The organism is uncultured Friedmanniella sp., from assembly GCF_964244005.1.
Taxonomy (GTDB): domain Bacteria; phylum Actinomycetota; class Actinomycetes; order Propionibacteriales; family Propionibacteriaceae; genus Microlunatus.
The window spans coordinates 72,744-96,387 of record NZ_CAXTHG010000003.1 but is presented as its reverse complement, the minus strand read 5'-3'; the positions used below and the strand labels follow the sequence as shown (position 1 = coordinate 96,387).

The following is a 23,644-nucleotide window of genomic DNA, read 5'->3' as shown; positions in this document are numbered from 1 at the left end:
GCCGAACTCGGCTACGAGGTGACGTCGAGCCCGAGGACCTCGATCACCCGGGTCGCCCGGGCCCGTGTCCCGGCGACCAGCCGGGCGTTCGCGCCGTCGCTGCCCGACGAGCGCTCCTGCGCCTCGGCCTCGGACCGGCCGTAGCGGCGGTGCCGGGCGAGCAGCCACTCGACCCGGACCTGCTCGCCGGGATCGAGGTACCAGCACTCGTCGAGCAGACCGCGCACCTGGCCCCAGTACGGGCCATCAGCCAGCAGGTAGTTGCCTTCGACGACGACCAGCGGCACCGTCGCGGGCACCGGAGCCGCCGACCCGATCGACTCCTCGAGGCTGCGGTCGAAGACGGGCGCGTAGACCACGTCGTCGTGGCCGTCGCGCAGCCGGCGGAGCAGGTGGACGAAGCCCGCGGCGTCGAAGGTGTCCGGCGCTCCCTTGCGTTCGAGCCGGCCCAGCCGGGTCAGCTCGGTGTTGGAGAGGTGGAAGCCGTCCATGCTGATGCCGACCGCCGCGTCGCCCAGCCCACGGACCAGGAACTCGGCCAGGGTCGACTTGCCCGCCCCTGGGGCCCCGGTGATGCCCAGCAGGGTCCGACGGCCGGGGCTGACCAGCCCTCGGGCGGTCCCGACGAGGTCTGCCGGCGTGGCTTGGAGGACCGTCGGTTCGAGGGAGGCGGTCATGCGCCGATCCCGGACAGGGCTTCCCGGACCGGGCGGATCTCGCCGACTCGCTCGCCGTGGCCGAGGACGGGTGCGCTGACCTGTTCGTCGAGGGTCGGGTGCGCGTAGCCCAGCCGTTGCAGCACGGCCGCCATCAGCACGGCGCGGGCGCGCGGGTTGCCGTCGGTGATCTTGAGCGCGACCCCACGACCGTCGGGCAGCCCCACCGCGTACACCGCCTCGGCGCCGGCCTTGCCGACCAGGCCCGGGATGGCGCGGTGCAGGGCGAGCTCGTCGCGGGTGCTGCCGGACGTGTACGGCGGGTTGGCCCGGATGGCCTCGGCCACCTGGCGTTCGGCCCCGTCCGACGCCACGGCCAACGAGCCGAACGCGCGGGCCAGGGCGTAGAGCGAGATCGCGAACAGCGGTGCCCCGCAGCCGTCGACGGCCAGTGCCGTGGCCTGCTCGTGCGCGAGGTCGTCGATGGTCCGCAGGATCGCGAGCTGGGTCGGGTGGTCGGGGTCCCGGTAGGTCGCGACGTCCCCGCCGGTCGCGACGGTGGTGGCCAGCATGCCGGCGTGCTTGCCCGAGCAGTTCATGAACACCGGCTGCCGGTGCTGCCCGGCTCGGATCACCGCCTCGCGCGCGGCGTCGTCGAGCGGCCAGTCGGCCGGGGTCTGCAGGGCCGACTCGTCCAGACCGGCGCCGGCGAGGATCGCCCGGACACCATCGACGTGGAACGGCTCGCCCGAGTGGGAGGCGCAGACCAGCGCGAGCGGTGCACCGTCCAGCACAAGCCCGGCGCGCAGCATCCCGACCGCCTGCAGCGGCTTGCTCGCGCTGCGCGGGTACATCGGTGCGAACTCGGCACCGACCGAGCTGAGCAGGGCGCCGTCCGGCCCGGTGACCGCCACCCGCCCCCGGTGGACACTCTCGACGAAGCCGTTGCGGACGACCTCCACGACGATGGGATCGGTCTCCTCGGGTCTGGGCACGGAGACGAATCTAGAGGAGATCTGCGGCTGCGCTTGTTGGCCCGGCCGAGGGCGAACATTCGGACCACCATTTGTCCGTACAACGTCGGAAACAGTTCTAGGCTGCTCCTCGTGAACTGGGATGACGTCGGCGCGGCCTGCGATGGTCAGGTATGAACTGGGATGAGTTCGGGGCCGCGCTGTTCGACCTCGATGGGGTGCTGACGCCGACCGCCGAGGTGCACATGCGGGCCTGGCGGCAGCTGTTCGTCGACTTCCTGACCATGCGCGGGCTGACCGACCAGCCCTACGTCGACAGCGACTACTTCGACCACATCGACGGCAAGCCCCGCTATGACGGGGTGCGGTCCTTCCTTGCCTCGCGCGGCGTCGAGCTCGCCGACGGTGATCCTGCTGACGGCTCGGACGTGCAGACCGTCTGCGGACTGGGCAACCGCAAGAACGCGTTCTTCGCGAGCGTCCTGGCCGGCGAGGGCGTCGAGGCGTACGCCGGGTCGGTGGCGCTGCTGGACTTCCTGGCCGAGCGCGGCACCCAGGTGGCCGTCGTCTCGTCCTCCCGCAACGCCTCGGCCGTGCTGGCGGCCGCCGGTCTGGCCGAGCGCTTCACGGTCGTGGTCGACGGCACGCTCGCCGAGGCCGAGCACCTGTCGGGCAAGCCGTCCGGCGCCACCTACGTCTACGCCGCGGACCAGCTGGGCGTCCCGGTCGAGCGGGCGGTCGTCTTCGAGGACGCGCTCTCGGGGGTGGCGGCCGGCCGCGACGGCGGCTTCGGCCTGGTCGTCGGGGTCGACCGGGGCGTCGGTGCCGACCGGCTGACCCAGGCCGGTGCCGACCTGGTGGTCGACGACCTCGCCGAGCTCGCCGTCTCCGGGTCGGGCCGGTGATCGGCTCCATGGGCGACGACCCGATCCGCAGCCGCGACCCGCTGGACCGGGGCCGGTTCCCGATCGATGAGTGGCGGCTGACCGAGTCCCTGTACAGCTCGGCCGACCTCGGCGTCACGGAGACCCTGTTCGCGGTCGGCAACGGCTACCTCGGGATGCGCGGCAACGTCGAGGAGGGTCGCGAGGCGCACGCCCACGGCACGTTCATCAACGGTTTCCACGAGACCTGGCCCATCCGGCACGCCGAGGAGGCGTTCGGCTTCGCCCGCGTCGGCCAGACGATCGTCAACGTCCCGGACAACAAGACCATGAAGCTCTACGTCGACGACGAGCCGATGTTGCTCTCGGTCGCCGACCTCGAGTCCTACGAACGATCGCTGGACTTCCGCGACGGCGTGCTGCACCGCGACATCGTCTGGCGTACGCCCGGCGGCAAGCGGGTGCGGGTCAGCTCGACCCGGATGGTCTCGTTCACCCAGCGGCACCTGGCGATCATGAGCATCGAGATCACCATGCTCGACGACGAGGCACCGGTCGTCGTCTCCAGCCAGACCCTCAACCGCCAGGACGGCCGCGACGAGTACCACGTCCGGGCCGCCGCGATGGGGACGGGCACGGACCCGCGCAAGGCGGAGGCCTTCGAGACGCGGGTGCTCGAGCCGGTCTGGCACTGGTGCGGCGACTCGCGGATCACACTCGGCTACCGAGCAGCCAACTCCGGCATGACGTTGGCCGTCGGGGTCGACCACGCCATCGAGACCGACCTCGCCTACACCGAGCACATCAGTACCGACGAGGACACCGGCAAGATGGTCTACCGGGTGGCGGCCAAGCCCGGCGTACCGCTGCGGATCGTCAAGACGGTCAGCTACCACACCTCGCGCGGGGTGCCCGTACGCGAGCTGGTGGACCGCACGCGGCGGACGCTCGACCGGGTGCTGAGCAACGGCATCGCCGTGGAGTACGAGGCGCAGCGGCGCTGGCTCGATGCCTACTGGGAGCGGACGGACGTCGTCGTCGAGGGCCAGCCGGCGCTGCAGCAGGGGATCCGCTGGAACCTGTTCCAGCTCGCCCAGGCGACGGCCCGGGCCGAGCAGTCGGGCGTCCCGGCCAAGGGGGTCACGGGTTCGGGCTACGGCGGCCACTACTTCTGGGACACCGAGATCTACGTGCTCCCGTTCCTCACCTACACCTCCCCGACGATGGCGCGCAGCGCACTGCGGTTCCGGTACAACATGCTCGACGCCGCCCGCCGACGGGCCCAGGACCTGGCCCAGAGCGGGGCGCTCTTCCCCTGGCGCACCGTCAACGGTGAGGAGGCGTCGGCCTACTACGCCGCAGGTACCGCGCAGTACCACATCGACGCCGACATCTCCTACGCCCTGTGCAAGTACGTCGTGGCCACGGGCGACGAGGACTTCATGTGGCGGGAGGGCATCGACATCCTGGTCGAGACCGCCCGGATGTGGGCCGACCTCGGCTTCTGGCGCGAGGACGGCGACGGCTTGCGCAGCTTCCACATCCACGGGGTCACCGGGCCGGACGAGTACACGACGGTGGTCAACGACAACCTGTTCACCAACGTGATGGCGCGGTTCAACCTCGAGAAGGCCGCGTGGACGGTCAACCACATGAAGACCGACATGCCCGAGGAGTACCGCCGGGTCGTCGCGCGGCTCGACATTCACGCCTCCGAGCTGCGGGAGTGGGTGCTGGCGGCCAAGTCGATGGCCATCCCGTACGACCCGGTGACCGGGATCAACCCGCAGGACGCGCAGTTCCTGGACCGGGAGGTCTGGGACCTCAAGCACACGCCCGAGGACAAGCGGCCGTTGATGCTGCACTACCACCCGCTGGTCATCTACCGCTTCCAGGTGCTCAAGCAGGCCGACGTGGTGCTGGCGCTGTTCCTGCAGGGCGACCACTTCTCGCTCGACCAGAAGCGCGCGGACTTCCAGTACTACGACCCGATCACCACCGGTGACTCGACGTTGTCGGGTGTGGTCCAGTCGATCATCGCGGCCGAGGTCGGCCACCGCGACCTGGCGCTGCGCTACTTCCACAGCTCACTGTTCGTCGACCTCGCCGACCTGCACGGCAACGCGACCGACGGGGTGCACGTCGCCTCGACCGGCGGGGTGTGGAACGCGCTCGTCTACGGCTTCGGTGGCATGCGCGACTACGACGGGGTGATCACCTTCGACCCGCGGCTGCCCGAGACGTGGTCGGCGCTGCGCTACCACCTGACGCTCAAGGGCACCCGCGTCCGGGTCGACCTGACCGCCGAGGAGATGACCTTCACCGTGCTGAAGGTCGGTCCCGAGGAACCGGTCGAGGTGTCGGTCCAGGGCCGACGGGTCCAGCTGGGGGAAGGTGATCCGATCGTGGTGATCCTGCACGGTCAGGGCCCGCTGATCGAGGGCCACCTCGCCCTGCAGACCGGCGAACGCCGCCCCGACGGCTCCCTGATCACCGCCTCCGTCCCCCAGGCCGCCACCCCGCGGAGGTTGCGCGCGGTCTGACGCGCGAGGGTCGATCAGGCCCGGCCCTGTCTGGACGACGAGGGAGCAGGACATGCTTTTCGTCCTGCGAGCGAGGAGGAAGACAGGGCCGGGCCTGATCGAGCCCGAGCGCAAATGCACACAGCTTGCGTCTGCTTGCAATTGCAAGCAGACTGGGCGCATGGCTCGACTGCGAACGGCGCACCTGGGAGATCAGCTCAACTCCCTCGGTGAGTTCATCGCGGCCCAGCGCCGCAGCGCGGAGCTCTCGCTGCGTCAGCTGGCCGAGCAGACGGGGATCTCGAACCCGTACCTGAGCCAGATCGAACGCGGGCTGCGCAAGCCCTCGGCCGAGGTGCTGCAGCAGCTGTCCAAGGCGCTGCGGGTCTCGGCGGAAACGCTGTACGTCCGGGCCGGCATCCTCGATCCCGAGGACCACCCCAGCACCACCGTCGAGATGGCGGTGCTGGCCGACGCCGGGATCAGCGAGCGGCAGAAGCGCGTGCTGATCGAGATCTACACCTCGTTCATCCGCGAGAACGAGCGGAACCTGGCTGACCAGGCGGCTGCCGCCCCCTCACCCTCGTCGCCGTCGAACCCGCCCGTACCCGACCCTCATCACTAGGACCACGCCCAGGAGGCATCATGTCCACCACATCCGACCCCACGCCGCTCGACGAGACCCTGCTGGACACCACGCCAACCGACCCCACCCCGGTCGAGCCCACCCTGGCCGGTGCCCCCGACGAGCCGCTGCTCGGTACGGTCCCCCCGGCCAAGCCCACGGTGGCTGAGATCGCCGCCGCTCGACGCGAGTCCGACCTCAAGGCGCTCTACGCCTTCGCCGGGATCACCGAGCTGGCCGTCGGCGCTGTCCGCAGCACCGTCACCGACACCTCCCGCTGGGCGAGCGCCCGGCTGGCCGAGCTGCGCTTCCGCCGGGAAGAGCTCGCCAAGCAGGCCGAAGAGGTCGCCCGGATCCAGGCCGAGCAGGTACGCAAGCTCGCCGAGGGCCTGCCGGAGGACGTCAAGGCCGTACCCGAGGTGGCCAAGGGCCGGGTCACCGAGCTGCAGGAGCAGGCCACCAGCACCTACAGCGACCTGGCCAACCGCGGCCAGCGTGCCCTGGACGGGGTCCGCAGCGACGTGGCCGGCCGGATCGACCCGGCGTTCGACAAGATCCAGGAGCGGATCGACGCAGCCCGTCGGGCCATCAAGGCCCGCGCTGCGGCCGTGGCGGCCGCCGCGTCCGTCCCCGAGGCGCCCGTGGCCGACGAGCCCGTGGTGCCGGAGCCCACGTTCGCCGACGCGTCTGAGCCGGTCGAGGCCGTGGTGGTCGAAGACGTCATCGTGGTCGAGGACGTCGTGCTGCCCGACGACGTCGACCTGCAGGAGCCGGACGTGGAGTACCCGCCCCGCGAGAGCTGAGTCCTACGCTGATCGATCCTGACGCGACTACGCGTCAGGATCGATCAGCGGAACAGCGAGTGGACCGAGATCAGGCGTTCTTGGCCCGCGAGCGGGTGCGGGACCGCTCGCCCGCTGACAGCACGACCTTGCGGATGCGGACGGCGGCCGGGGTGACCTCGATGCACTCGTCGCCGCGGCAGAACTCCAGCGCCTGCTCCATGCTCATCAGCCGTGCCGGGATCAGCCGCTCGAGCTCGTCGCCGGTGGCCGAACGGACGTTGGTGAGCTTCTTCTCGCGGGTGATGTTGACGTCCATGTCGTCGGAGCGGGCGTTCTCGCCGACGATCATGCCCTCGTAGACCTCGGTGGTCGGGGCGACGAAGAGCGTGCCCCGCTCCTGCAGGCTGAACGACGCGTACGCGGTGACCACACCGGAGCGGTCGGAGACCAGCGAGCCGTTGGGCCGGGTCCGCAGCTCACCGTGCCAGGGCTCGTAGGCCTCGAACACGTGGTGCATCATGCCCGTGCCGCGGGTCTCGGTGAGGAACTCGGTCCGGAAGCCGATCAGACCGCGGGCCGGGACCAGGTACTCCATCCGGACCCAGCCGGTGCCGTGGTTGATCATCTGCTCGAGCCGGCCGCGGCGCAGCCCCATCAGCTGGGTGACCACGCCGACGAAGTCCTCGGGCGCGTCGATGGTCAGCCGCTCGACCGGCTCGTGGACCTTGCCGTCGATCTCGCGGGTGACGACCTGCGGCTTGCCGACCGTGAGCTCGAAGCCCTCCCGGCGCATCATCTCCACCAGGATCGCCAGCTGCAGCTCACCGCGACCCTGGACCTCCCAGGTGTCGGGCCGCTCGGTGTTGGCGACCTTGATCGACACGTTGCCGATCAGCTCGGCGTCCAGCCGGTTCTTGACCAGGCGGGCCGTCAGCAGCTTGCCGGACTTGCCGGCGAGCGGTGAGGTGTTGATGCCGATGGTCATCGAGATCGACGGCTGGTCGACCGTGATCAGGGGCAGCGGCTTCGGGTTCGCGGGGTCCGACAGCGTCTCACCGATGGTGATGTCGGGGATGCCGGCGATCGCGATGATGTCGCCCGGCCGGGCGATGTCGGCCGGGACGCGGTCGAGCGCCTCGGTGATCAGCATCTCCGTGAGCTTGATGTTCTGGATGGTGCCGTCCTGCTTGCACCACGCGACGACCTGGTTGCGCTTCATCTCCCCGGCGAACACCCGGCAGAGCGCGAGCCGGCCGAGGTAGGGCGAGGCGTCGAGGTTGGTGACGTGGGCCTGCAGCACCGCGCCGTCCTCGTACTCGGGCGCGGGGACGCCGTCGAGGATGGTGGCGAAGAGCGGGCCGAGGTCGTCGTGGTCGGGCATCTCGCCGTTGGCGGGAGCGGTCAACGACGCGCGGCCGGCCTTGGCGGAGGCGTAGACGACGGGGAAGTTGAGGACGTCGGTGTCGCTGTCGTCCAGCAGGTCGAGGAAGAGCTCGTAGGTCTCCTCGACGACCTCCGCGATGCGGGCGTCGGGCCGGTCGACCTTGTTGACGACGACGATGATCGGCAGGTTCTTGGCCAGCGCCTTGCGCAGCACGAACCGGGTCTGGGGCAGCGGGCCTTCGGACGCGTCCACGAGCAGCACGACGCCGTCCACCATCTCCAGACCCCGCTCGACCTCGCCGCCGAAGTCAGCGTGGCCGGGGGTGTCGATGATGTTGATGATCACGTTCTGGCCGTCCGGGGCGTGGTGCAGCACCGCGGTGTTCTTGGCCAGGATGGTGATGCCCTTCTCACGCTCGAGGTCCATCGAGTCCATCACGCGGTTGTTGACGTCCTGGTTGGCGCGGAAGGCGCCGGACTGCCAGAGCATGGCGTCGACCAGGGTGGTCTTGCCGTGGTCGACGTGGGCGACGATGGCGACGTTGCGCAGATCAGAGCGAGTGGGCATGCGTGAGGACTTCCTGACAGGTAGATGAGGTCGCGGTCGCAGCAGCGACGCAGGCAACTCGGCCGAGTCTACCGACCGGGGGTGCTTGACCCCGAATCGTCGCTGCCGCGACCGTTCTGTCAGGCCGTCAGCCGGGCGCGGTTGACCAGCCGGAGTCCGACCAGGAACGTCGGGGCGTAGCAGACCAGTCCGCTCAGACCGCCGGCCACCAGGCCGAGCGCGTTGCCGCCGATGAGCTGATCGGACGCCCCGCCGACCAGGCCCATCACCAGGTACGGCACGACCATCGGCAACGCCGACAGCGGGACGAGCCACCACGAGATGACCCCAGCGCGAGCCAGACCGGCGTAGAGGAGCACCGGCAGCGCGATGGCCAGCTTGCCGCTCTGCCACCAGACCTGCGACGCCGCGTCCCCGTGGACCATCATGGCCTCGGCGACCCGGACCGCGTCGCCTAGGGCGAGGTTGTTCCCGAGCGCCGACAGGAAGTAGTCGTTCAGCATCAACGCCGACATCTGTACGGCGGTGAAGCCACCGGCCAGCCCACCGACCAGGGCCAGGACTCGACCCTTGCGTCCGCGGACGAGGGTCATGGCGACGACGAGGCCGAGAGCCGTGGTGACCCAGCCGTAGTGCAGCAGACTGGCGGAGACGCTGCTGAGGAAGGGGTCACGGGCCAACGACTCGATGTAGTCGCCCATGGCCCTGCTGGCCTGGGGCGGCGAGCTGAGCTCACCGGCGATGATCAGCAGCGGGGTCGCGAGCATCGCGGCGCCGCCGACCAGGCTGAGTGGTCTGCGGAGGCTCGCGGCGAAGAGACCGTGGTCCGCGGTCTCGCGTCCGTCGGCTTCGACAGGGGGGAGGGTGGTAGTCATCGGAGCTCCTAGGTCCTGACCTCGGTGGAGGTCGGTGGAAGGTGATGGCCGAAACGCTACGAATTCCCCGGCGGGGGCGGATCGGCTCGGCGGCCCGTCCTGGCTGCGTTCCAGGGTCTGGGGGACTGGTCGCGCCGTCCTTCGCCGAGAGGACCCGACGGCGGTCGAGATCCCCTGCGGAGACGATGCGCCCGTCGTCCCGGAGCTCTACCGTGCTGTCATGACCGCGTCACCGGCCCTCACCCAGCCCCGGTTCGTGTTCCCGACCACCCCACGCGGCTGGGTGACGGTCGTCTCGGTCGCCCTGCTGCTCGGGTCCTCCATGATCATCGAGAACGGCACGTTCCCGAGCGGCTCGACGCTGAGCCCGCTGGTCTGGCTGAGCGTGCTGTTGATCATGCTCTGCGCCTTGCTGGCCTACCCACTTCCTTTCGTGGGCTTGGTTGTCGCCGTGGCCCTGTGCACGGCCAACGTGCTGGTCCCCGGGATGCCGCACGGCGGCGGTACCGAGTTGATCATGATCTTGTTCATGATCGGCTTCTTCGCCTTCCGGCTGCCCGGGCGGTGGAGTCTCGCCGCCTGGTTGATCGCCGCCGCGAGCGTGGGGATCAGCACCGCCGTCCAGGGCGGTGAGGTGTTCGAGATCCTTTTCTACCTGCTGTTCACCGCTCCCGGCTGGTTCGTCGGATCCCTGCTGCAGCGGGAGAAGCTTCGTTCCGCCGAGCTGGCTCGGCTGGCGGCCGAGCTGGCCGCCGAACGGGAGCGCCGGACCCAGACCGCCGTCACGGCCGAGCGGACCCGGATCGCCCGGGAACTGCACGACGCCGTCGCCCACTCGGTCAGCGTGATGACGCTGCAGGTCGGGGTGGTGCGCCGCCGGCTGGACGCCCTGCCCACCGAGCAGGCCACCTTGCAGCAGGCAGAGCTGCTGGGTCGCCGCTCGGTCGAGGAGCTGCGCCGCATTGTCGGGCTGGTACGCCCGTCCGCGCCGGAGCTGGCGCCGCTGCCCTCGCTCGCCCAGCTCGAGGACCTGCTCGACCAGGTCAGGACCGCCGGCGCGGACGTGACCCTGGACCGGTCCGGGCCGCTGCCGTTGCTCGCTCCGCCGCTGGACATGTCGGCGTACCGGATCATCCAGGAGGCGCTGACCAACACCCTCAAGCACGCTCCGGGGGCCCACGTCCGGGTGGGCCTGGACGCCGCCGGCGACCGGCTAGAAATCCTCGTCGCCGACGACGGACCGCCCTTGACCGCCGCCGTCCAGCCGGGCAACGGACTGACGGGGATGGCCGAGCGGGTGGCGATGTTCGACGGGACGCTGGCCTACGGTTCGCATCCCGACGGCGGCTTCGCGGTCGCCGTCAGCCTGCCGGTCACGGCCGGGGACCGGATCCCCGAACCCACTGCAGCCCGGCTGACGGGGACCCGGCGGTGACCGGTGTGGCCACCCGGGTGGTGATCGTCGACGACGAGGCGATGGTGCGGGCCGGGCTGAAGCTGTTGATCTCCAGCGAGGACGACCTCGAGGTGGTGGGCGAGGCCGCCGACGGCCAGCAGGGTGTCGACGTGGTGTTCCGGCTGCGGCCGCAGGTGGTGCTGATGGACGTCCGGATGCCTCGGCTGAGCGGTCTGGACGCCGCGGCCGCGATCCTCGCCGAAGCGCCGGGGACCAAGGTGCTGATGCTCACCACCTTCGACGAGGACGCGGTGGTCGACGCCGCGCTGCGGCGCGGGGTGGCCGGCTTCCTGCTCAAGAGCTCACCGCCCGAGGATCTGGTGGACGCCATCCGGCATGCCCGTGCCGGTCAGGGAGCGCTCGACCCGACGATCGTGCCCGGCGTGATCGCCCGGCTCGCGGCCGCGCCGGTCGTGGCGCCTCCGGCCGCCGAGCTCGACCTGCTGACCGCCCGGGAGACCGACGTGCTGCGGCTGGTCGGTCTGGGCTACAGCAACGCCGAGATCGCCGCCGAGCTCTTCCTCGGCGAGACCACGGTCAAGACCCACCTCGGCCGGGTGCTGGACAAGCTCGGCCTGCGCGACCGACCGCGCGCCATCGCCTTCGCCTACAGCAGCGGCTTGGTTCAACCGGGGGAGAAGCGCCAACCGTCGGCGTGAGGGTCATAGGCTGGAGGCCGGACCAGCGGACGGAGACCCAGGTGGCAGGCGGTACGGACTGGTTCCGGGACTCGTTCCGCGAGCAGTGGGACGGCCAGAACGCGGCCATCGGGCGCTTCAACCTGGCGATCTTCGGCAAGACCGGGGTCGGCAAGTCGACCTTGATCAACGCGATCTTCGGCGAGGAGGTCGCCAAGACCGGTATCGGCGCGCCGGTGACCCGCGGCAGCCGCCTCTACGTGGACAAGGTCGGCCACCTCGGCATCGTCGACACCCAGGGCCTCGAGGTCGGTCGCGACAACAAGGAGATCCTCGCCGAGCTCAGCAAGGCGATGAAGGAGATGCGCAAGCTGCCGCTGTCGGACCAGCTGCACGTCGCCTGGTACTGCGTCCGCGGCCTGGACCGGCGCTTCGAAGAGGCCGAGGGCGACTTCATCCGCCGCCTGGACGAGATCGGCCTGCCGGTGGTGCTGGTCATCACGCAGGTTCCGGTACGCGACGGGCAGTACCACCCGGACGCCCTCGAGCTGGCCAAGGTCATCGCCGCGCAGCGGCTGCCGCTGGCCGGCGGTCGCCCGTTCATGGTCAACGCCGTCGCGGACCCCTTCACCGGCGCGCCGGTGCACGGGCTGAAGGACGTCCTCGATGCCACCTTTCAGGTGGCGCCCGAGGGCGTCGACGAAGCCCTCACCGCCGCCCAGCAGATCGACACGGATCGGAAGGCTCGGCAGGCGCAGGGCTACATAGCCACCGGCGCCGCGATGGCGGCCGGCGCGGCGTTCAGCCCGATCCCGCTCTCCGACGCGGCGATGCTGGTGCCGATCCAGCTGGGCATGATGGCCAAGATCGGCCAGCTGTACGACATCAGGTTCGACCGGGCGGCACTGATGGCGGTCGCCTCGACCACCGCGGCGACCTCGGCCGGCCGGGCCACGTTCGGCGGCCTGCTCAAGCTGGTTCCCGGGGTGGGCACGGTAGCCGGCGGGGCGATCAGCGCCGGGGTCGCGTCCTCGTTCACCTACGCCATGGGCCAGGCCTGGCTGGCCGTCTGCCAGCGGGTGGTCCGAGGCAAGCTCGGCGGGGTCGGCCAGGCGCTGGACAGCGACGTCGTCAAGGCGGCGTTCCTGGAGGAGCTCTCGAAGGTCAAGATCCGTCGGGACGACAAGCAGTCGGCCTAATCCGAAATGAACCCAGCCACGCACCTCGCGGGTTCTCCTCGTCGTGCTACGACCCGGTAGCCCTTCCTCGTCGGCCTTGCGATGCACGCACCTGGACGCCGCCAAACCACGAAGCTTTGGGGCGACAAACTACGACGCCTCCGACCGCCACGCCGGACCCCTGCGGCCACCCGCCCGGCCCAAGATCTACCCTCGGCGGGTGAGCACCCCGGATGTCGCACCGCTGCTCGAGGGCGAGCCGGTCCATGATCAGGTGGTCTTCGAGACGCGCCTGAAGCGCTACTGGCCCGATCTGCTCAGCGCCCTCGGCGGGGCCTACCCCGACCAGGCACCCGAGATGGCCCGCCGGCTGGTGGTGATCGCCGCCGAGAACTTCCGGCAGCGACCGGCCGACCTACGGTTGTTGGACCTGCGCCGGCACGCCGACCCGCAGTGGTTCTCCCGGCCGCAGATGGTGGGGTACGCCACGTACGCCGACCTCTTCGGCGGCACCCTGGCCGGGGTCGGGGAGAAGGTCGACTACCTCGTCGAGCTCGGCGTCACCTACCTGCACCTGCTGCCGCTGCTCAAGCCTCGGCCGGCCCCGAACGACGGCGGCTACGCGGTGGTGGACTACCGCGCCGTCCGCGACGACCTGGGCACGATCGACGACCTGCGCGCCCTCGCCACGGTGCTGCGCGGCAAGGGGATCTCCCTCACCCTCGACCTGGTGCTCAACCACGTGGCCGCCGAGCACGAGTGGGCGCGCGCGGCCCGGGCCGGCGACCCGTACTTTCGGGGCTTCTTCCACATGTTCGCCGACCGGGCGTTGCCCGACGCGTACGAGGCGACCCTGCCGCAGGTGTTCCCCGACTTCGCGCCCGGCAACTTCACCTACGACGAGGAGTCGCACTCCTGGGTCTGGACGACGTTCAACACCTGGCAGTGGGACCTCAACTGGCACAACCCCGACGTGGTCTACGAGTTCGCCGACCTGATCTGCTGGTTGGCCAACCTCGGGGTGGAGTGCCTGCGGCTGGACGCCATTGCCTTTCTCTTCAAGCGGATGGGCACCAACTGCCAGAACCAGCCCGAGGTGCACGCCATCACCCAGGCGCTGCGGACGGTGGCGCGCATCGCCGCGCCGGCACTGATCTTCAAGGCAGAGGCGATCGTCGGTCCCGCCGACCTCGCCCCGTACCTGGGCGTGGGCAAGCACGCGGGCAAGGTCAGCGACATGGCCTACCAGAACTCGCTGATGGTGCAGATCTGGTCGGCGCTGGCCGCCAAGGACACCCGGCTGTTCTGCGCGGCGCTGAACCGCTTCCCCGCCAAGCCGCCCACGACGGTCTGGGACACCTACCTGCGCTGCCACGACGACATCGGCTGGGCCATCGACGACGGCGACGCCGCCTCGGTCGGGCTGAACGGCTTCGAGCACCGGCACTTCCTGGCCGACTACTACGCCGGGCTGTACCCGATGAGCGACGCCCGCGGCCTGGTCTTCCAGGAGAATCTTGAGACCGGGGACCGGCGGATCAGCGGGTCGGCCGCCTCGCTGCTGGGAATCGAGGCCGCGCTGGCCAGCGGAGACGCCGACCACCTCGATCTCGCGATCCAGCGGCTGTTGCTCGCGCACCACATCGTGCTCGGGTTCGGCGGCCTGCCGTTGCTGTGGATGGGTGACGAGCTGGCGCTGCGCAACGACTACCACTTCCTCGACGTGCCTGACCACGCCGACGACAACCGCTGGGTGCACCGGCCGCGGATGCCGTGGGAGGCCGCCGCCCGACGGCACGAGCCGGACTCCCTGGAGCACCGGGTCTGGCACGGGCTGCGGCACGCGATCGCCGTGCGGGCCGCGCTGCCTGCCCTCGACGCAGCCGTCGAGACCGAGATCGCCGACCCGGTCAACCCGGCCGTGCTGGTCTTCGTGCGCCGCGCGCCGACCCAGACCATGGTCGAGGTCTACAACGTCACCGACGCACCCCAGTCCCTGCCCCGCTGGGTGGTCCCCGTGGGCAACTGGGCTGTCGACGCGCTGACCGAGCAGACCCCGCTCACCGACGGACCGCTCCTGGTGGCGCCCTACCAGACCTTCTGGTTCGTCCAGCCTGTGTAATTGACCTCGCTCCGCTCGGTCGCTCGGATCGCTCTGGCCCGCTGTCGACGTCGCGTCCGGTGAGACGAAAGACGTGTTTCACCGGACGCTCCTTTCGACAGCGGCGCGATCCTCGGCGTGGACTGGGTTCAGAGTTCGAGCCTGGCCAGAAACTGCTGCGTCCTGGCCTCGCGGGGAGCGCCGAAGAGCTGGGCCGGCGGGCCCTGCTCGAGGACGCGGCCGCCGTCCAGGAAGCAGACGGTGTCGGCCACCGAGCGGGCGAAGGCCATCTCGTGGGTGGCCAGCACCATGGTCATCCCGTCGGCGCGCAGGTCGCGCAGCAGGGACAGCACCTCATAGACCAGCTCGGGGTCGAGGGCGGAGGTCACCTCGTCCAGGAGCATCAGGACCGGTGAGTTGACCAGCGCTCGGGCGATCGCTGCCCGCTGCTGCTGGCCGCCGGACAGCTCGTCCGGCTTGGCCTGGGCCTTTCCGGACAGGCCGACCCGCTCCAGCATCTCCAGCGCCTGCTGCCTTGCCTCCGCCCGCGGTCGCCGGTGCACCCGGACCGGCGCGAGGGTCACGTTGTCCAGCACGCTGAGGTGCGGGAACAGGTTGAACGCCTGGAAGACGATGCCGACCTGGGCCCGGACCGCGTCCGCGTCGACCCGCGGGTCGCTGATGTCGCGGCCCTCGAGCAGGATCTGGCCGTCGTCGAGGGTCTCCAGCAGGTTGAGGCAGCGCAGCAGCGTCGACTTGCCCGAGCCCGACCCGCCGATCAGCACCACGCACTCACCGGCCTCGACGCTCAGGTCGAGACCGTCGAGCACCAGCTGGTCGCCGAACGCCTTCCGCAGCCCGCGCGCCTCGAGGAGGGTCATGTCGTGGCCCCCGCGACGCCGTACCAGCCCTGCCGGCGCGCGACCCAGTCGGTCAGCCGGGTCAGCGGGATGGTCAGCAGGACGAAGAGCACCCCGGCCACCACGTACGGGGTGAAGTTGAAGTCGGTCGCCGTCTCGATCTGCGCCGACCTGATGGCGTCGACGACGCCGAGGACGGCGATCAGCCCGGAGTCCTTCTGCAGGCTGACCAGGTCGTTCAGCAGCGGCGGCACCACCCGGCGGACGGCCTGCGGGAGGACGACGAAGCGCATCGACTGCCCGTACGTCAGACCGAGCGAGCGTGCGGCCGCCCGTTGCGAGGGGTGCACCGACTCGATCCCGGCCCGGAAGACCTCGGCCACGTACGCGGAGTAGGTCAGCACCAGTGCGGCGCCGCCCCAGATCAGCGGGTCGCTCGGGACCCCGCGCAGCCGCAGCGCCGGTACGCCGAAGCCCAGCAGGAACAGCACCAGCAGCAGCGGCAGCCCGCGGAACAGGTCGGTGTAGGCCGCGACGGCCACCCGGACGGGGAAGAAGACGGGGCCGCGCAGCGTCCGTAGCACCGCGAGAGTCAGCCCCACGACCACGATCAGCAGGCCGCAGACGATCATGATCCGGACGTTCAGCCAGAGCCCGGTCGCGACGCCAGGCAGCGCCGACCAGGCCCGCGCCGGGTCGAAGAAGGTCTCCTGCACCCTCGGCCAGCCGGGCGTCGACCCGATGCCGACGACCAGCGCCACCACGATGAGCACCGTGCTGACCAGCGCGATCGCCACCGAGCGGTTGGACCGCCGCCGTCGGTGGGCGATCCGCTGCTGCTGCAGGGCCGAGGGCTGCCAGCTCACTGCAGGAGGGGAGCGCCGCCGGCGTTGGACAGGTATTCGCCCTCGATCTTCTTCAGCGTGCCGTCGGCCTTGAGCGCGTCGACCGCGGCCGAGACGCAGCTGGTCAGACCGCTGCCCTTCGCGAGCACGAAGCCGAACGAGTCGGCCTGGCCCGAGCCCGGCGGCAGCTGGCCGACGATCTGGCCGTCGTCCAGCTGGGCGGCCGCCATGTAGAAGGCGGTGGGCAGGTCGACGACGATGCCGTCGATCTGGCCGTTCTTCAGCGCCTGCACGGCGAGGTTGTTGGTGTCGTAGGGCGCCGGCTTCTCACTCGGCTGGATCTGCTCGGTGATCGCGGTGTAGGAGGTGGTGCCCACCTGGGCGCCGAGCTTGGCGCTCTTCAGCGCCGCGAGCGTGGTCGCACCGGCGATCGGCGATCCCTTGGTGGTGACGACCGCCTGCGCCACGTCGTAGTAGCCGGAGGAGAAGTCGACGGCCTTGCGCCGCGGTTCGGTGATCGAGACCTGGTTGACGTCGATGTCGAACTTCTTCGCACCCGGCGCGTACGCGTTGGTGAAGGGGACGGTGATCCACTTGACGTCACTCTTCGCGAAGCCGAGCTGCTCGGCCACCGCGTACGTGACCGCCGACTCGTAGCCCTTGCCGTTGGTGGGGTCGTCGTCGGAGAACCAGGGCTCATACGCCGGCTTGTCGGTACCCACCGTGAAGGTGCCCGGGGTGATCAGGCTGAGCGTGTCCTTGCTGCAGCTGGCTGCACTCGCGCTGCCGCTGGTCGCGGGGGCCGCCGGCGTGGCGTCCTCCGGAGCGCAGCCGGTGACGGCCAGCAGCGCCAAAGCGGATGCGGCAAGGACCCGGAACCGGGCGCGGTGGACGATCGTGGGCAGCAACGGAGCTCCTGAGGCCTGCGGTCGGCCGCTGAGGGCCGTGGACTGCGGATGATCGGTAACCCTAATGCCGGGTCATGCACACGGGAATCTCCGTCGGCCGGGATGAGATGCCGTCCTGTGCGCGGCCTGCCGCTTGCGTCAGCCCGTTCGTGTCAGTCGACACCGTTAGGCTGAGGAAAGGTCGGCTGCACGGGAAGGAACCTGCTGTGATCGCAGACATGACGATCACGCTCGAGGGTGAGCGTGGTGGGATCAGCGCGCAGGCGCTCCAGACTGCCCTGGGCGCTTCGCTGCAGCTCGTGCAGGAGGCTGCAGCCACGCTGGGCGTCAGTACCGGGCAGTGGAACGTCGCCGAGCTGAGTCTGGGATCGGTCACGTTCGCGCTCGAGAACCCTGCGGCTCCCGGTGCCGCCACGCTCGTCAGGTCCGGGATGGAACTCTTGGCGAGGCGTACGGCCATTCCGCCGCAGTGGAACCAGGCCATGGTGCGCAAGGCCCGCGATCTTGCTCGGTTGAGCGGTTCGGGTGGCGTGCACGGCGTCTCTGTGACCACGCCGGGCGACCCGCTGCTGCGGCTTACCGCAGAGTTCGCCGCACATGCCGAACAGGCTATCCAGGCGCGGGAGGTGTCTCTGGGCAGTGTTCACGGCCTCGTAGACAAGTGGGAGGACCGCCGGACCCACCAGATCGGGCTGAGTTTGGACGACGGCACCACCATCACCGCCACGTACCCGCGCGACTTGGCCGCACGCATCCTGCGCGAGGCGCTCGGCCACGTGATCGAGGCGCGCGGGGAGATCCGCCGCAACGGTGAGGGCCAGCGCGTCAGTCTTGCTCTGCACGATTTCACCGTGCCGGCAGAGACCGTGGGCGTCAGCCTTGCTGCCATCGCCGGTCTCTATCACGAGCTCGGCGACGCCGGCCTGACGTCGACGGATGTGCTGGACCATCGCGAATGAGCCCACCGCGGCTTTACTGTGACACCTCGGTCTACGTCGAAGTTCTCCTGGGCTCGAGCGCACCTGGTTACGCGGAGAGCTTTGCCGCTCTGCAGGCCGCTGAGCACGGCGTGTACGAGGGCATGCTCTCGGCCCTCGTACCGGCTGAGGTCGTCGGTGCACCAGCCATCCGTGCGCCTCAAGGTCTGGCTGCGGTCGAGTCCGCCCGCCGGATGGACCAGGCGCTGAGGGTCTTGCAGAATCTCCCTTTCCGCTATCTCGAGATCGATAAGAGCGCCGGCCTGAGGGCGGCAGAGATCGCTCGCCAGTACGAGATGAAGGGCGCGGACGCTCTGCACGTTGCCGTGGCCCAACTGAACGGTTGCAGCCTCTTCTTCAGCCTCGACCACGACCAGCTCAAGGTGGCCGACCGTATCCCCGGTCTGGTCATCGGCCGGCCGCGGGGGCCAGCTCAGGGCGAGCTGGAGTTGGGCTGATGCTCGAACAGCCCTTGAGGACAGGGCGTTTGGGCACGCGCAGCCCCGTACTCGTCGCTGTCGGAACCTGAGCGGCGCTCCCGCGCGGTCGGATGGGTGCGCCTAGACCGCCACGAATCCCGCCTACCGAAGGAGGTTTGCCATGCCGCGCGCGACGCCCGTCGTGGGGCTGGTGACCAGCTGGCCCTGGACCAAGCGCGAGGTCGCCGCCGGGACGTTGACCCGCGAGCGCGCGGCCGAGCGGGTCGAGTCCTACGTCTACGGCAACGTGCTGGTTCTCGCCGTGGTCGCGGCCGCGGACAGCACCACGGTCCAGAACGGCCAGGCGGTCCTGCTGGTGGTCGGGACGGCCGTCTCCACCTTCGTCGCTCACCTGTTGGCCGTCTCGGTCGCGCACCGCCACGGCGGGCACGAGCTGCGCAGCTCGATCCGGGACTCCGTGCCCATCGCCACCTCGGGGTCGCTGCCGGCGCTGGTCCTGCTCGCGGGCTGGCTCGGCTGGCTCACTCCGACCGCAGCGATCCTGGTCGGGCTGGCCTCGATCGTCGTCCGGTTCGTCCTGCTCGGCTCGGTGGTCTCCCACCTGCAGGGGGAACGCAGCACCTGGAAGAACGTGCTGATCGGGGTCGGGCTCGCGGTCGCGGCGCTGCTCGTGGCGGGCGTCAAGCTGGTGCTGACGCACTGATGACCGACGCGGCGAACGTGGTGCGGGCGGTGCTGGCCGATCTGGGCCTGCCCTGGTCCGAGCGTGCGCCCGGCGTGTTCTCGGTCTCGCTGCCTGGTACCCGCAAGCTCGTCACCGAGTGTGCGCTGGAGGTGGGCCGCTACGGGCTGAGCGTCCGGGCCTTCGTCGTCCGCCGACCCGACGAGAACGAGGCGGCGTTCTACCGCTGGCTGCTCGAGCACAATCTCAAGCTGGGAGGAGTCTGCTTCAGCGTTGACGCGCTCGGCGACGTGTACCTGACCGGGACCCTGCCTGTCGACGCCGTCTCCGCCGCCGTGGTCGACCAGCTGCTCGGGACCGTCGCCGAGACTGCCGACCGCTCCTTCAACCCGCTGCTGGAGCTCGGGTTCGCCACCAGCATCGCCCGCGAGTGGGCCTGGCGGCGGTCGCGGGGGGAGTCGACCGCCAACCTCGCGGCCTTCGCCCACCTGGCTCCGCCCGCCGAGGACGTGGCGAGGCCGGCCGCCGGGACCGAAACAACCGGGGCGTGATCCCTAGAACTGTCGGTCCGGTCGGATAAGTTCCGCTGGAGACCGCGCACCCCCGGGCGCGGGCTTGACCCCGGAGAGAGGTTCGTCCATGTTGCGCGACCGCCCGTCCCGCCTGCGCCGAACGGTCGTGGGCATGCTCGTGCTCGCGCTGCTCAGCGCCGGCGTGGTGACCCTCCCCGCCGCGGCAAGTCTCACGGCGTACGACGTCACGAGCCCGCGCGAACGCCGCCGGGTCGACGCCATCCCCACCCCCGTACCGCGCTGGTACGACTGCGGAGGCGCCTTCCGCTGCGCCACCATCGCGGTGCCGCTGGACTACGACGAGCCGCGCGGCGCTCAGGTCGAGATCGCCCTGATGAAGCTGCCGGCTCGGCACCCGAAGCAGCGGATCGGCACGCTGTTCCTCAACCCGGGCGGGCCAGGCGGCTCGGGCGTCGATCTCGTCCAGGAGGCCCCGGCGTTCCTCAGCCGTACGCTGCTGGACCGATTCGACCTGGTGGGTTTCGACCCGCGCGGCGTCGGCTCCAGCGACGCCGTCCGCTGCTTTGCCGACCCCGCCGACCAAGCGCCGGTGCTGAACGCCTTGAGCGCCGTGCCGTTCCCGTACGGCGCCAAGGCCGAGAAGGCCTACGTCACGGCCGAACGCCGCCTCGGTCGCGGCTGCTCCACGACGGGTGCCCCGCTCTCGGTGTCGATGTCGACCGCCCAGGTGGCCCGCGACCTCGACGTCCTGCGCCGCGCGGTCGGCGACCGGCGGCTGAGCTATCTCGGTTTTTCCTACGGCAGCTATCTGGGTGAGGTGTACGCCAACCTCTTCCCCGACCGGGTCCGCGCGCTCGCGCTGGACGGCGTCCTCGACCCGGAGGGCTGGGCCGGGACGCCGGCGACCGCCAACCAGCCGATCGAGGCGCGGATCCACGCGGGTGAGGGGGCGGTGCTGGCGCTGCGGACCATCCTCGCCCGCTGCGACCGGGCTGGGCCCGACCTCTGCAGCTTTGCCGCCGGAAACCCGGCCAAGAACTTCGACCTCGTCGCCCGCCGGCTCAAGAAGCATCCGCTCGTGCTGACCGACCCCGACAGCGACGAACGGACCTCCTTCGGCTATCCCGACCTGGTGTCGACCGTGCTGAGCGCGCTCTACTTCACCGACGGGCCGGACCTCGTCACCAGCCTGATGAGCCAGCTGCTGGTGACCACGACCCCTCCGAAGAAAGCGGCCGTGTCCCCGCGCCAGGCGGCCCAGCGTCAAGCCGCTCGGCGCCGCGCCAGTGAACGGGCCGCGGCCGTGCTGGCGCAGATCGCCGAGCGGACTCAAGGTCGGCGACCAGGGCTCGACTTCGCCTACGACAACGGGTTCGAGGCGTCGGCGGCCGTCGCGTGCACCGACTCGCGCCATCCGGCTCGGCTCTCCTCCTACCCCAAGGCCGCAGCCGCGGCCGAGCGACGCGCGCGCTACTTCGGTCGGCTCTGGACCTGGAGCCTCGGTTCCTGCGCCAACGACTCGTACGCCGGCCGGGACGAAGACGCCTACCGTGGGGTGTTCACCCGCCGTACGTACGAGCCGCTGCTCATCGTCGGCAGCTACTGGGACCCGGCCACCAACTACACCGGCGCCCAGCGGGCCGCCGCGCTGACGCCGAGCTCGCGGCTGCTCACCTCCGACAGCTGGGGCCACACCTCGTACGGCACCTCCGACTGCGCGACCGGCGCGGTCGACGCCTATCTGTTGAAGCTGCGGCTGCCCAAGGTCGGGACGGTCTGCGTCGGCGACGACCAGCCGTTCGCCGACGAGTGAGCCCTGTGGTGACCCAGGACCGGGCGGCTCAGGACTGGCCCGGCACCAGCAGGCCCGACTCGTAGGCGATGATCACCAGCTGCGCCCGGTCGTGGGCGTACAGCTTGGTCATCACCCGGTTGACGTGGGTCTTCGCCGTCTGCGGCGAGATGACCAGCAGCGCGGCGATGTCGCTGTTCGACAGCCCCTGGCCGACGAGCAGCAGGATCTCCCGTTCGCGCTCGGTCAGCAGCTGCAGCTCTTTCGGCAGCGGCCGGTCGGTCGCCGGACCGGGCTGTAGATAGCGGTCGATCAGGCTGCGGGTGGCCCGTGGGGACAGCAGCGCGTCGCCCTGCTGCACCTCCCGGATGGCGTCCATCAGCGTGTCCGCCTCGGCGCCCTTGCCGAGGAAGCCGCTGGCCCCGGCCCGGAGCGCCTGCAGCACGTACTCGTCCTCCTCGAAGGTGGTGAGGATGATGACGCGGGTGCCCGCCAGGTCAGGGTCGGCGCAGATGATGCGGGTCGCCTCGATCCCGTCCATCACCGGCATCCGGATGTCCATCAGCACGATGTCGGGCTTGAGCCCGCGCACCAGGGCCACGGCCTCGCGGCCGTCGACCGCCTGGCCCACGACTGACAGGCCGGGCTCGTGCGAGACCAGATCGGCCACCGCGGTCCGGATCAGCGACTGGTCGTCGGCCAGCAGGACCGAGATCACCGGGCGCTCGCCACGCTGGACCGGGGCAGTCGGGCGGTCAGCCGGTGTACCGGGCCGGGCCCGAATCCCGTCTCGAGCTCACCGTGGACCGCGCTCACCCGCTCCTGCGCGCCGAGCAGTCCGTGACCAGACGGCCGGTCAGTGCTGCGCGGGGACCGGTCGATGCTGTTGATCACCACGATCTCCAGCTGGTCCTCGTCGTACTCCAGGTGCAGCAGGGCGGAGTCGTCGCTGCCGTGCTTGTGGGCGTTGGTGAGCGCCTCCTGGACGATCCGGTAGGCGGCGATGTCCACGGGCTCGGGCAGCGGGGTCGGTTCGCCGACGATCCGGAGGTCGACCCGCAGCCCGCTGCGGGCGAACTCCTCGATCAGCCGTTCGAGCTGGTCCAGCCCCGGGACGGGCCGCGAGCCGAGGCTCTGGGAGGGGGTGGTCAGGTCGGACTCCCGCAGCACCTGCAGCATGCTGCCGGTCTCGCCGAGGACCGTCCGGGCCGCCTCCCGGATGGTCAGCAGGGAACGTTCGGCGTCGTCCGGCCGGGTCCGCAGCGCCGACGTGGCCACGTTGGCGTGCATGTTGATCACGGCGATCTGGTGCGCCACCACGTCGTGCAGGTCGCGAGCGATCCGCAGCCGTTCCTCGGCGACCCGCCGGCGAGCCTCGGACTCCAGGCTCTCCTCGGCGCGCCGAGCCCGCTCGGTGATGGCCTCGATGTAGGCGTGCCGCGACCGCGAGGCGTCCCCCAACGCTCCGGCAAACCCCACCATGACGACGATCTGGAACAACGACCGCCACGCACCCCACTCCGCCGCCAGCATGAAGAACACCCCGGTGCCGACGGCGGCGGCCGCAACTGCCGCCAGCGCGACCGAGGTACGGCGGTCGGTGTGCCGCGCCATGGAGAAGATGACGATCAGCAATGCCGTTAAGGTGGCGACGAACGGCCCGTCGAGGAAGAGCGTGACCAGGCCCAGCGCGGTGACGACCAGCACGGCCGCGCGGGGCAGCCGTCGCCGTAGTCCGACGACCACCGCCGACAGCACGACGACGAGCACGCCACGGCCGCCGAGCGCAGCGGCCGCGCCGTGCATCGTGGGAGCGAACCCGGCCGGCAGCACCAGCAGCGCCGGCCCGAACAGTCGGAGCCAGCGGGCCAGCGGGTGCGGGGTCATCACGCTGCTCCTTCCATCGGTTCGGCCGGGCTGCCCAGTCTCGCAGGCTCCCGCCTTCGGCAGATCCCCTCGTCG

22 protein-coding genes are annotated in these 23,644 nt (G+C 70.5%); 13 read left to right on the top strand and 9 right to left on the bottom strand.

Annotated elements, in window-relative coordinates:
* Positions 1 to 11: 11 nt before the first annotated feature.
* Together ACFE76_RS02880 and ACFE76_RS02875 are read right to left on the bottom strand one after the other, a co-directional pair.
* The gene (locus tag ACFE76_RS02880; protein WP_375430232.1) at positions 12 to 677 is read right to left on the bottom strand and encodes a nucleoside/nucleotide kinase family protein; all 666 of its coding nucleotides are present in this window, start codon (positions 675 to 677) and stop codon (positions 12 to 14) included.
* Complete coding sequence (locus tag ACFE76_RS02875; protein ID WP_375430231.1) at positions 674 to 1,651, bottom strand: asparaginase; 978 nt, start codon at positions 1,649 to 1,651, stop codon at positions 674 to 676. The genes ACFE76_RS02880 and ACFE76_RS02875 overlap by 4 nt, the downstream gene beginning before the upstream one ends.
* A gap of 152 nt (positions 1,652 to 1,803) precedes the next feature.
* On the opposite strand from ACFE76_RS02875, the gene ACFE76_RS02870 reads away from it, so the two are divergent.
* The 4 genes from ACFE76_RS02870 to ACFE76_RS02855 all read left to right on the top strand — a co-directional run bounded on the left by ACFE76_RS02870 (position 1,804) and on the right by ACFE76_RS02855 (position 6,464).
* Positions 1,804 to 2,535, top strand: coding sequence for an HAD family hydrolase (locus ACFE76_RS02870; RefSeq protein WP_375430230.1), 732 nt, complete (start codon positions 1,804 to 1,806; stop codon positions 2,533 to 2,535).
* 8 nt (positions 2,536 to 2,543) lie between these two features.
* Positions 2,544 to 5,057, top strand: coding sequence for a glycoside hydrolase family 65 protein (locus ACFE76_RS02865; RefSeq protein WP_375430338.1), 2,514 nt, complete (start codon positions 2,544 to 2,546; stop codon positions 5,055 to 5,057).
* Between the two features lie 160 nt (positions 5,058 to 5,217).
* Positions 5,218 to 5,661: a helix-turn-helix domain-containing protein gene (locus ACFE76_RS02860; protein ID WP_375430229.1), complete on the top strand. Its 444-nt coding sequence runs from the start codon at positions 5,218 to 5,220 to the stop codon at positions 5,659 to 5,661.
* A gap of 20 nt (positions 5,662 to 5,681) precedes the next feature.
* Positions 5,682 to 6,464, top strand: coding sequence for a hypothetical protein (locus tag ACFE76_RS02855; protein ID WP_375430228.1), 783 nt, complete (start codon positions 5,682 to 5,684; stop codon positions 6,462 to 6,464).
* 70 nt (positions 6,465 to 6,534) lie between these two features.
* On the opposite strand, the gene typA is transcribed toward ACFE76_RS02855, so the two are convergent.
* On the bottom strand, positions 6,535 to 8,397 hold the full coding sequence (typA, locus tag ACFE76_RS02850; protein ID WP_375430227.1) for a translational GTPase TypA: 1,863 nt from the start codon (positions 8,395 to 8,397) through the stop codon (positions 6,535 to 6,537).
* A gap of 119 nt (positions 8,398 to 8,516) precedes the next feature.
* Positions 8,517 to 9,272, bottom strand: coding sequence for a hypothetical protein (locus ACFE76_RS02845; protein ID WP_375430226.1), 756 nt, complete (start codon positions 9,270 to 9,272; stop codon positions 8,517 to 8,519).
* 220 nt (positions 9,273 to 9,492) lie between these two features.
* On the opposite strand from ACFE76_RS02845, the gene ACFE76_RS02840 reads away from it, so the two are divergent.
* From ACFE76_RS02840 to ACFE76_RS02825, 4 genes are all read left to right on the top strand, one after another.
* Positions 9,493 to 10,707: a sensor histidine kinase gene (locus tag ACFE76_RS02840; protein WP_375430225.1), complete on the top strand. Its 1,215-nt coding sequence runs from the start codon at positions 9,493 to 9,495 to the stop codon at positions 10,705 to 10,707.
* Positions 10,704 to 11,387, top strand: a complete 684-nt coding sequence (locus ACFE76_RS02835) for a response regulator (RefSeq protein WP_375430224.1) — start codon at positions 10,704 to 10,706, stop codon at positions 11,385 to 11,387. The genes ACFE76_RS02840 and ACFE76_RS02835 overlap by 4 nt, the downstream gene beginning before the upstream one ends.
* 41 nt (positions 11,388 to 11,428) lie before the next feature.
* Positions 11,429 to 12,565 carry a GTPase family protein gene (locus tag ACFE76_RS02830; RefSeq protein WP_375430223.1) on the top strand — a complete coding sequence of 379 codons (1,137 nt, stop codon included), beginning with the start codon at positions 11,429 to 11,431 and terminating at the stop codon, positions 12,563 to 12,565.
* Between the two features lie 199 nt (positions 12,566 to 12,764).
* The gene (locus tag ACFE76_RS02825; protein ID WP_375430222.1) at positions 12,765 to 14,666 is read left to right on the top strand and encodes an amylosucrase; all 1,902 of its coding nucleotides are present in this window, start codon (positions 12,765 to 12,767) and stop codon (positions 14,664 to 14,666) included.
* A gap of 128 nt (positions 14,667 to 14,794) precedes the next feature.
* On the opposite strand, the gene ACFE76_RS02820 is transcribed toward ACFE76_RS02825, so the two are convergent.
* Genes ACFE76_RS02820 through ACFE76_RS02810 form a run of 3 tightly spaced genes read right to left on the bottom strand, consistent with a single transcriptional unit; the run spans position 14,795 to position 17,258 of the window.
* The gene (locus ACFE76_RS02820) at positions 14,795 to 15,526 is read right to left on the bottom strand and encodes an amino acid ABC transporter ATP-binding protein (protein WP_375430221.1); all 732 of its coding nucleotides are present in this window, start codon (positions 15,524 to 15,526) and stop codon (positions 14,795 to 14,797) included.
* Positions 15,523 to 16,371, bottom strand: a complete 849-nt coding sequence (locus ACFE76_RS02815; RefSeq protein WP_375430220.1) for an amino acid ABC transporter permease — start codon at positions 16,369 to 16,371, stop codon at positions 15,523 to 15,525. Before ACFE76_RS02815 ends, ACFE76_RS02820 begins: the two co-directional genes overlap by 4 nt.
* Positions 16,368 to 17,258, bottom strand: coding sequence for an ABC transporter substrate-binding protein (locus ACFE76_RS02810; RefSeq protein WP_375430219.1), 891 nt, complete (start codon positions 17,256 to 17,258; stop codon positions 16,368 to 16,370). Before ACFE76_RS02810 ends, ACFE76_RS02815 begins: the two co-directional genes overlap by 4 nt.
* 206 nt (positions 17,259 to 17,464) lie before the next feature.
* Between ACFE76_RS02810 and ACFE76_RS02805 the strand changes: the two genes are divergently transcribed.
* From ACFE76_RS02805 to ACFE76_RS02785, 5 genes are all read left to right on the top strand, one after another.
* Positions 17,465 to 18,217, top strand: a complete 753-nt coding sequence (locus ACFE76_RS02805; protein ID WP_375430218.1) for a hypothetical protein — start codon at positions 17,465 to 17,467, stop codon at positions 18,215 to 18,217.
* The gene (locus tag ACFE76_RS02800; protein WP_375430217.1) at positions 18,214 to 18,693 is read left to right on the top strand and encodes a type II toxin-antitoxin system VapC family toxin; all 480 of its coding nucleotides are present in this window, start codon (positions 18,214 to 18,216) and stop codon (positions 18,691 to 18,693) included. The genes ACFE76_RS02805 and ACFE76_RS02800 overlap by 4 nt, the downstream gene beginning before the upstream one ends.
* 142 nt (positions 18,694 to 18,835) lie before the next feature.
* A complete protein-coding gene (locus tag ACFE76_RS02795) occupies positions 18,836 to 19,378 on the top strand; it encodes a hypothetical protein (RefSeq protein ID WP_375430216.1) in 543 nt (180 codons plus the stop codon).
* Positions 19,378 to 19,908: a YbjN domain-containing protein gene (locus tag ACFE76_RS02790; RefSeq protein WP_375430215.1), complete on the top strand. Its 531-nt coding sequence runs from the start codon at positions 19,378 to 19,380 to the stop codon at positions 19,906 to 19,908. Before ACFE76_RS02795 ends, ACFE76_RS02790 begins: the two co-directional genes overlap by 1 nt.
* An 88-nt stretch (positions 19,909 to 19,996) precedes the next feature.
* Positions 19,997 to 21,703, top strand: coding sequence for an alpha/beta fold hydrolase (locus ACFE76_RS02785; RefSeq protein WP_375430214.1), 1,707 nt, complete (start codon positions 19,997 to 19,999; stop codon positions 21,701 to 21,703).
* Positions 21,704 to 21,731: 28 nt separating this feature from the next.
* On the opposite strand, the gene ACFE76_RS02780 is transcribed toward ACFE76_RS02785, so the two are convergent.
* Together ACFE76_RS02780 and ACFE76_RS02775 are read right to left on the bottom strand one after the other, a co-directional pair.
* The gene (locus tag ACFE76_RS02780) at positions 21,732 to 22,400 is read right to left on the bottom strand and encodes a response regulator (RefSeq protein WP_375430213.1); all 669 of its coding nucleotides are present in this window, start codon (positions 22,398 to 22,400) and stop codon (positions 21,732 to 21,734) included.
* A complete protein-coding gene (locus tag ACFE76_RS02775) occupies positions 22,397 to 23,569 on the bottom strand; it encodes a sensor histidine kinase (protein WP_375430212.1) in 1,173 nt (390 codons plus the stop codon). The genes ACFE76_RS02780 and ACFE76_RS02775 overlap by 4 nt, the downstream gene beginning before the upstream one ends.
* Between the last annotated feature and the right edge of the window lie 75 nt (positions 23,570 to 23,644).

Excerpts from the sequence above, each read along its gene's own strand:
- ACFE76_RS02880 (WP_375430232.1), bottom strand. The coding sequence starts at position 677 with ATGACCGCCTCCCTCGAACCGACGGTCCTCCAAGCCACGCCGGCAGAC.
- ACFE76_RS02870 (WP_375430230.1), top strand. The coding sequence starts at position 1,804 with ATGAACTGGGATGAGTTCGGGGCCGCGCTGTTCGACCTCGATGGGGTG.
- ACFE76_RS02865 (WP_375430338.1), top strand. The coding sequence starts at position 2,544 with ATGGGCGACGACCCGATCCGCAGCCGCGACCCGCTGGACCGGGGCCGG.
- ACFE76_RS02860 (WP_375430229.1), top strand. The coding sequence starts at position 5,218 with ATGGCTCGACTGCGAACGGCGCACCTGGGAGATCAGCTCAACTCCCTC.
- ACFE76_RS02855 (WP_375430228.1), top strand. The coding sequence starts at position 5,682 with ATGTCCACCACATCCGACCCCACGCCGCTCGACGAGACCCTGCTGGAC.
- typA (WP_375430227.1), bottom strand. The coding sequence starts at position 8,397 with ATGCCCACTCGCTCTGATCTGCGCAACGTCGCCATCGTCGCCCACGTC.
- ACFE76_RS02845 (WP_375430226.1), bottom strand. The coding sequence starts at position 9,272 with ATGACTACCACCCTCCCCCCTGTCGAAGCCGACGGACGCGAGACCGCG.
- ACFE76_RS02840 (WP_375430225.1), top strand. The coding sequence starts at position 9,493 with ATGACCGCGTCACCGGCCCTCACCCAGCCCCGGTTCGTGTTCCCGACC.
- ACFE76_RS02820 (WP_375430221.1), bottom strand. The coding sequence starts at position 15,526 with ATGACCCTCCTCGAGGCGCGCGGGCTGCGGAAGGCGTTCGGCGACCAG.
- ACFE76_RS02800 (WP_375430217.1), top strand. The coding sequence starts at position 18,214 with ATGAGCCCACCGCGGCTTTACTGTGACACCTCGGTCTACGTCGAAGTT.
- ACFE76_RS02795 (WP_375430216.1), top strand. The coding sequence starts at position 18,836 with ATGCCGCGCGCGACGCCCGTCGTGGGGCTGGTGACCAGCTGGCCCTGG.
- ACFE76_RS02790 (WP_375430215.1), top strand. The coding sequence starts at position 19,378 with ATGACCGACGCGGCGAACGTGGTGCGGGCGGTGCTGGCCGATCTGGGC.
- ACFE76_RS02785 (WP_375430214.1), top strand. The coding sequence starts at position 19,997 with ATGTTGCGCGACCGCCCGTCCCGCCTGCGCCGAACGGTCGTGGGCATG.
- ACFE76_RS02775 (WP_375430212.1), bottom strand. The coding sequence starts at position 23,569 with ATGACCCCGCACCCGCTGGCCCGCTGGCTCCGACTGTTCGGGCCGGCG.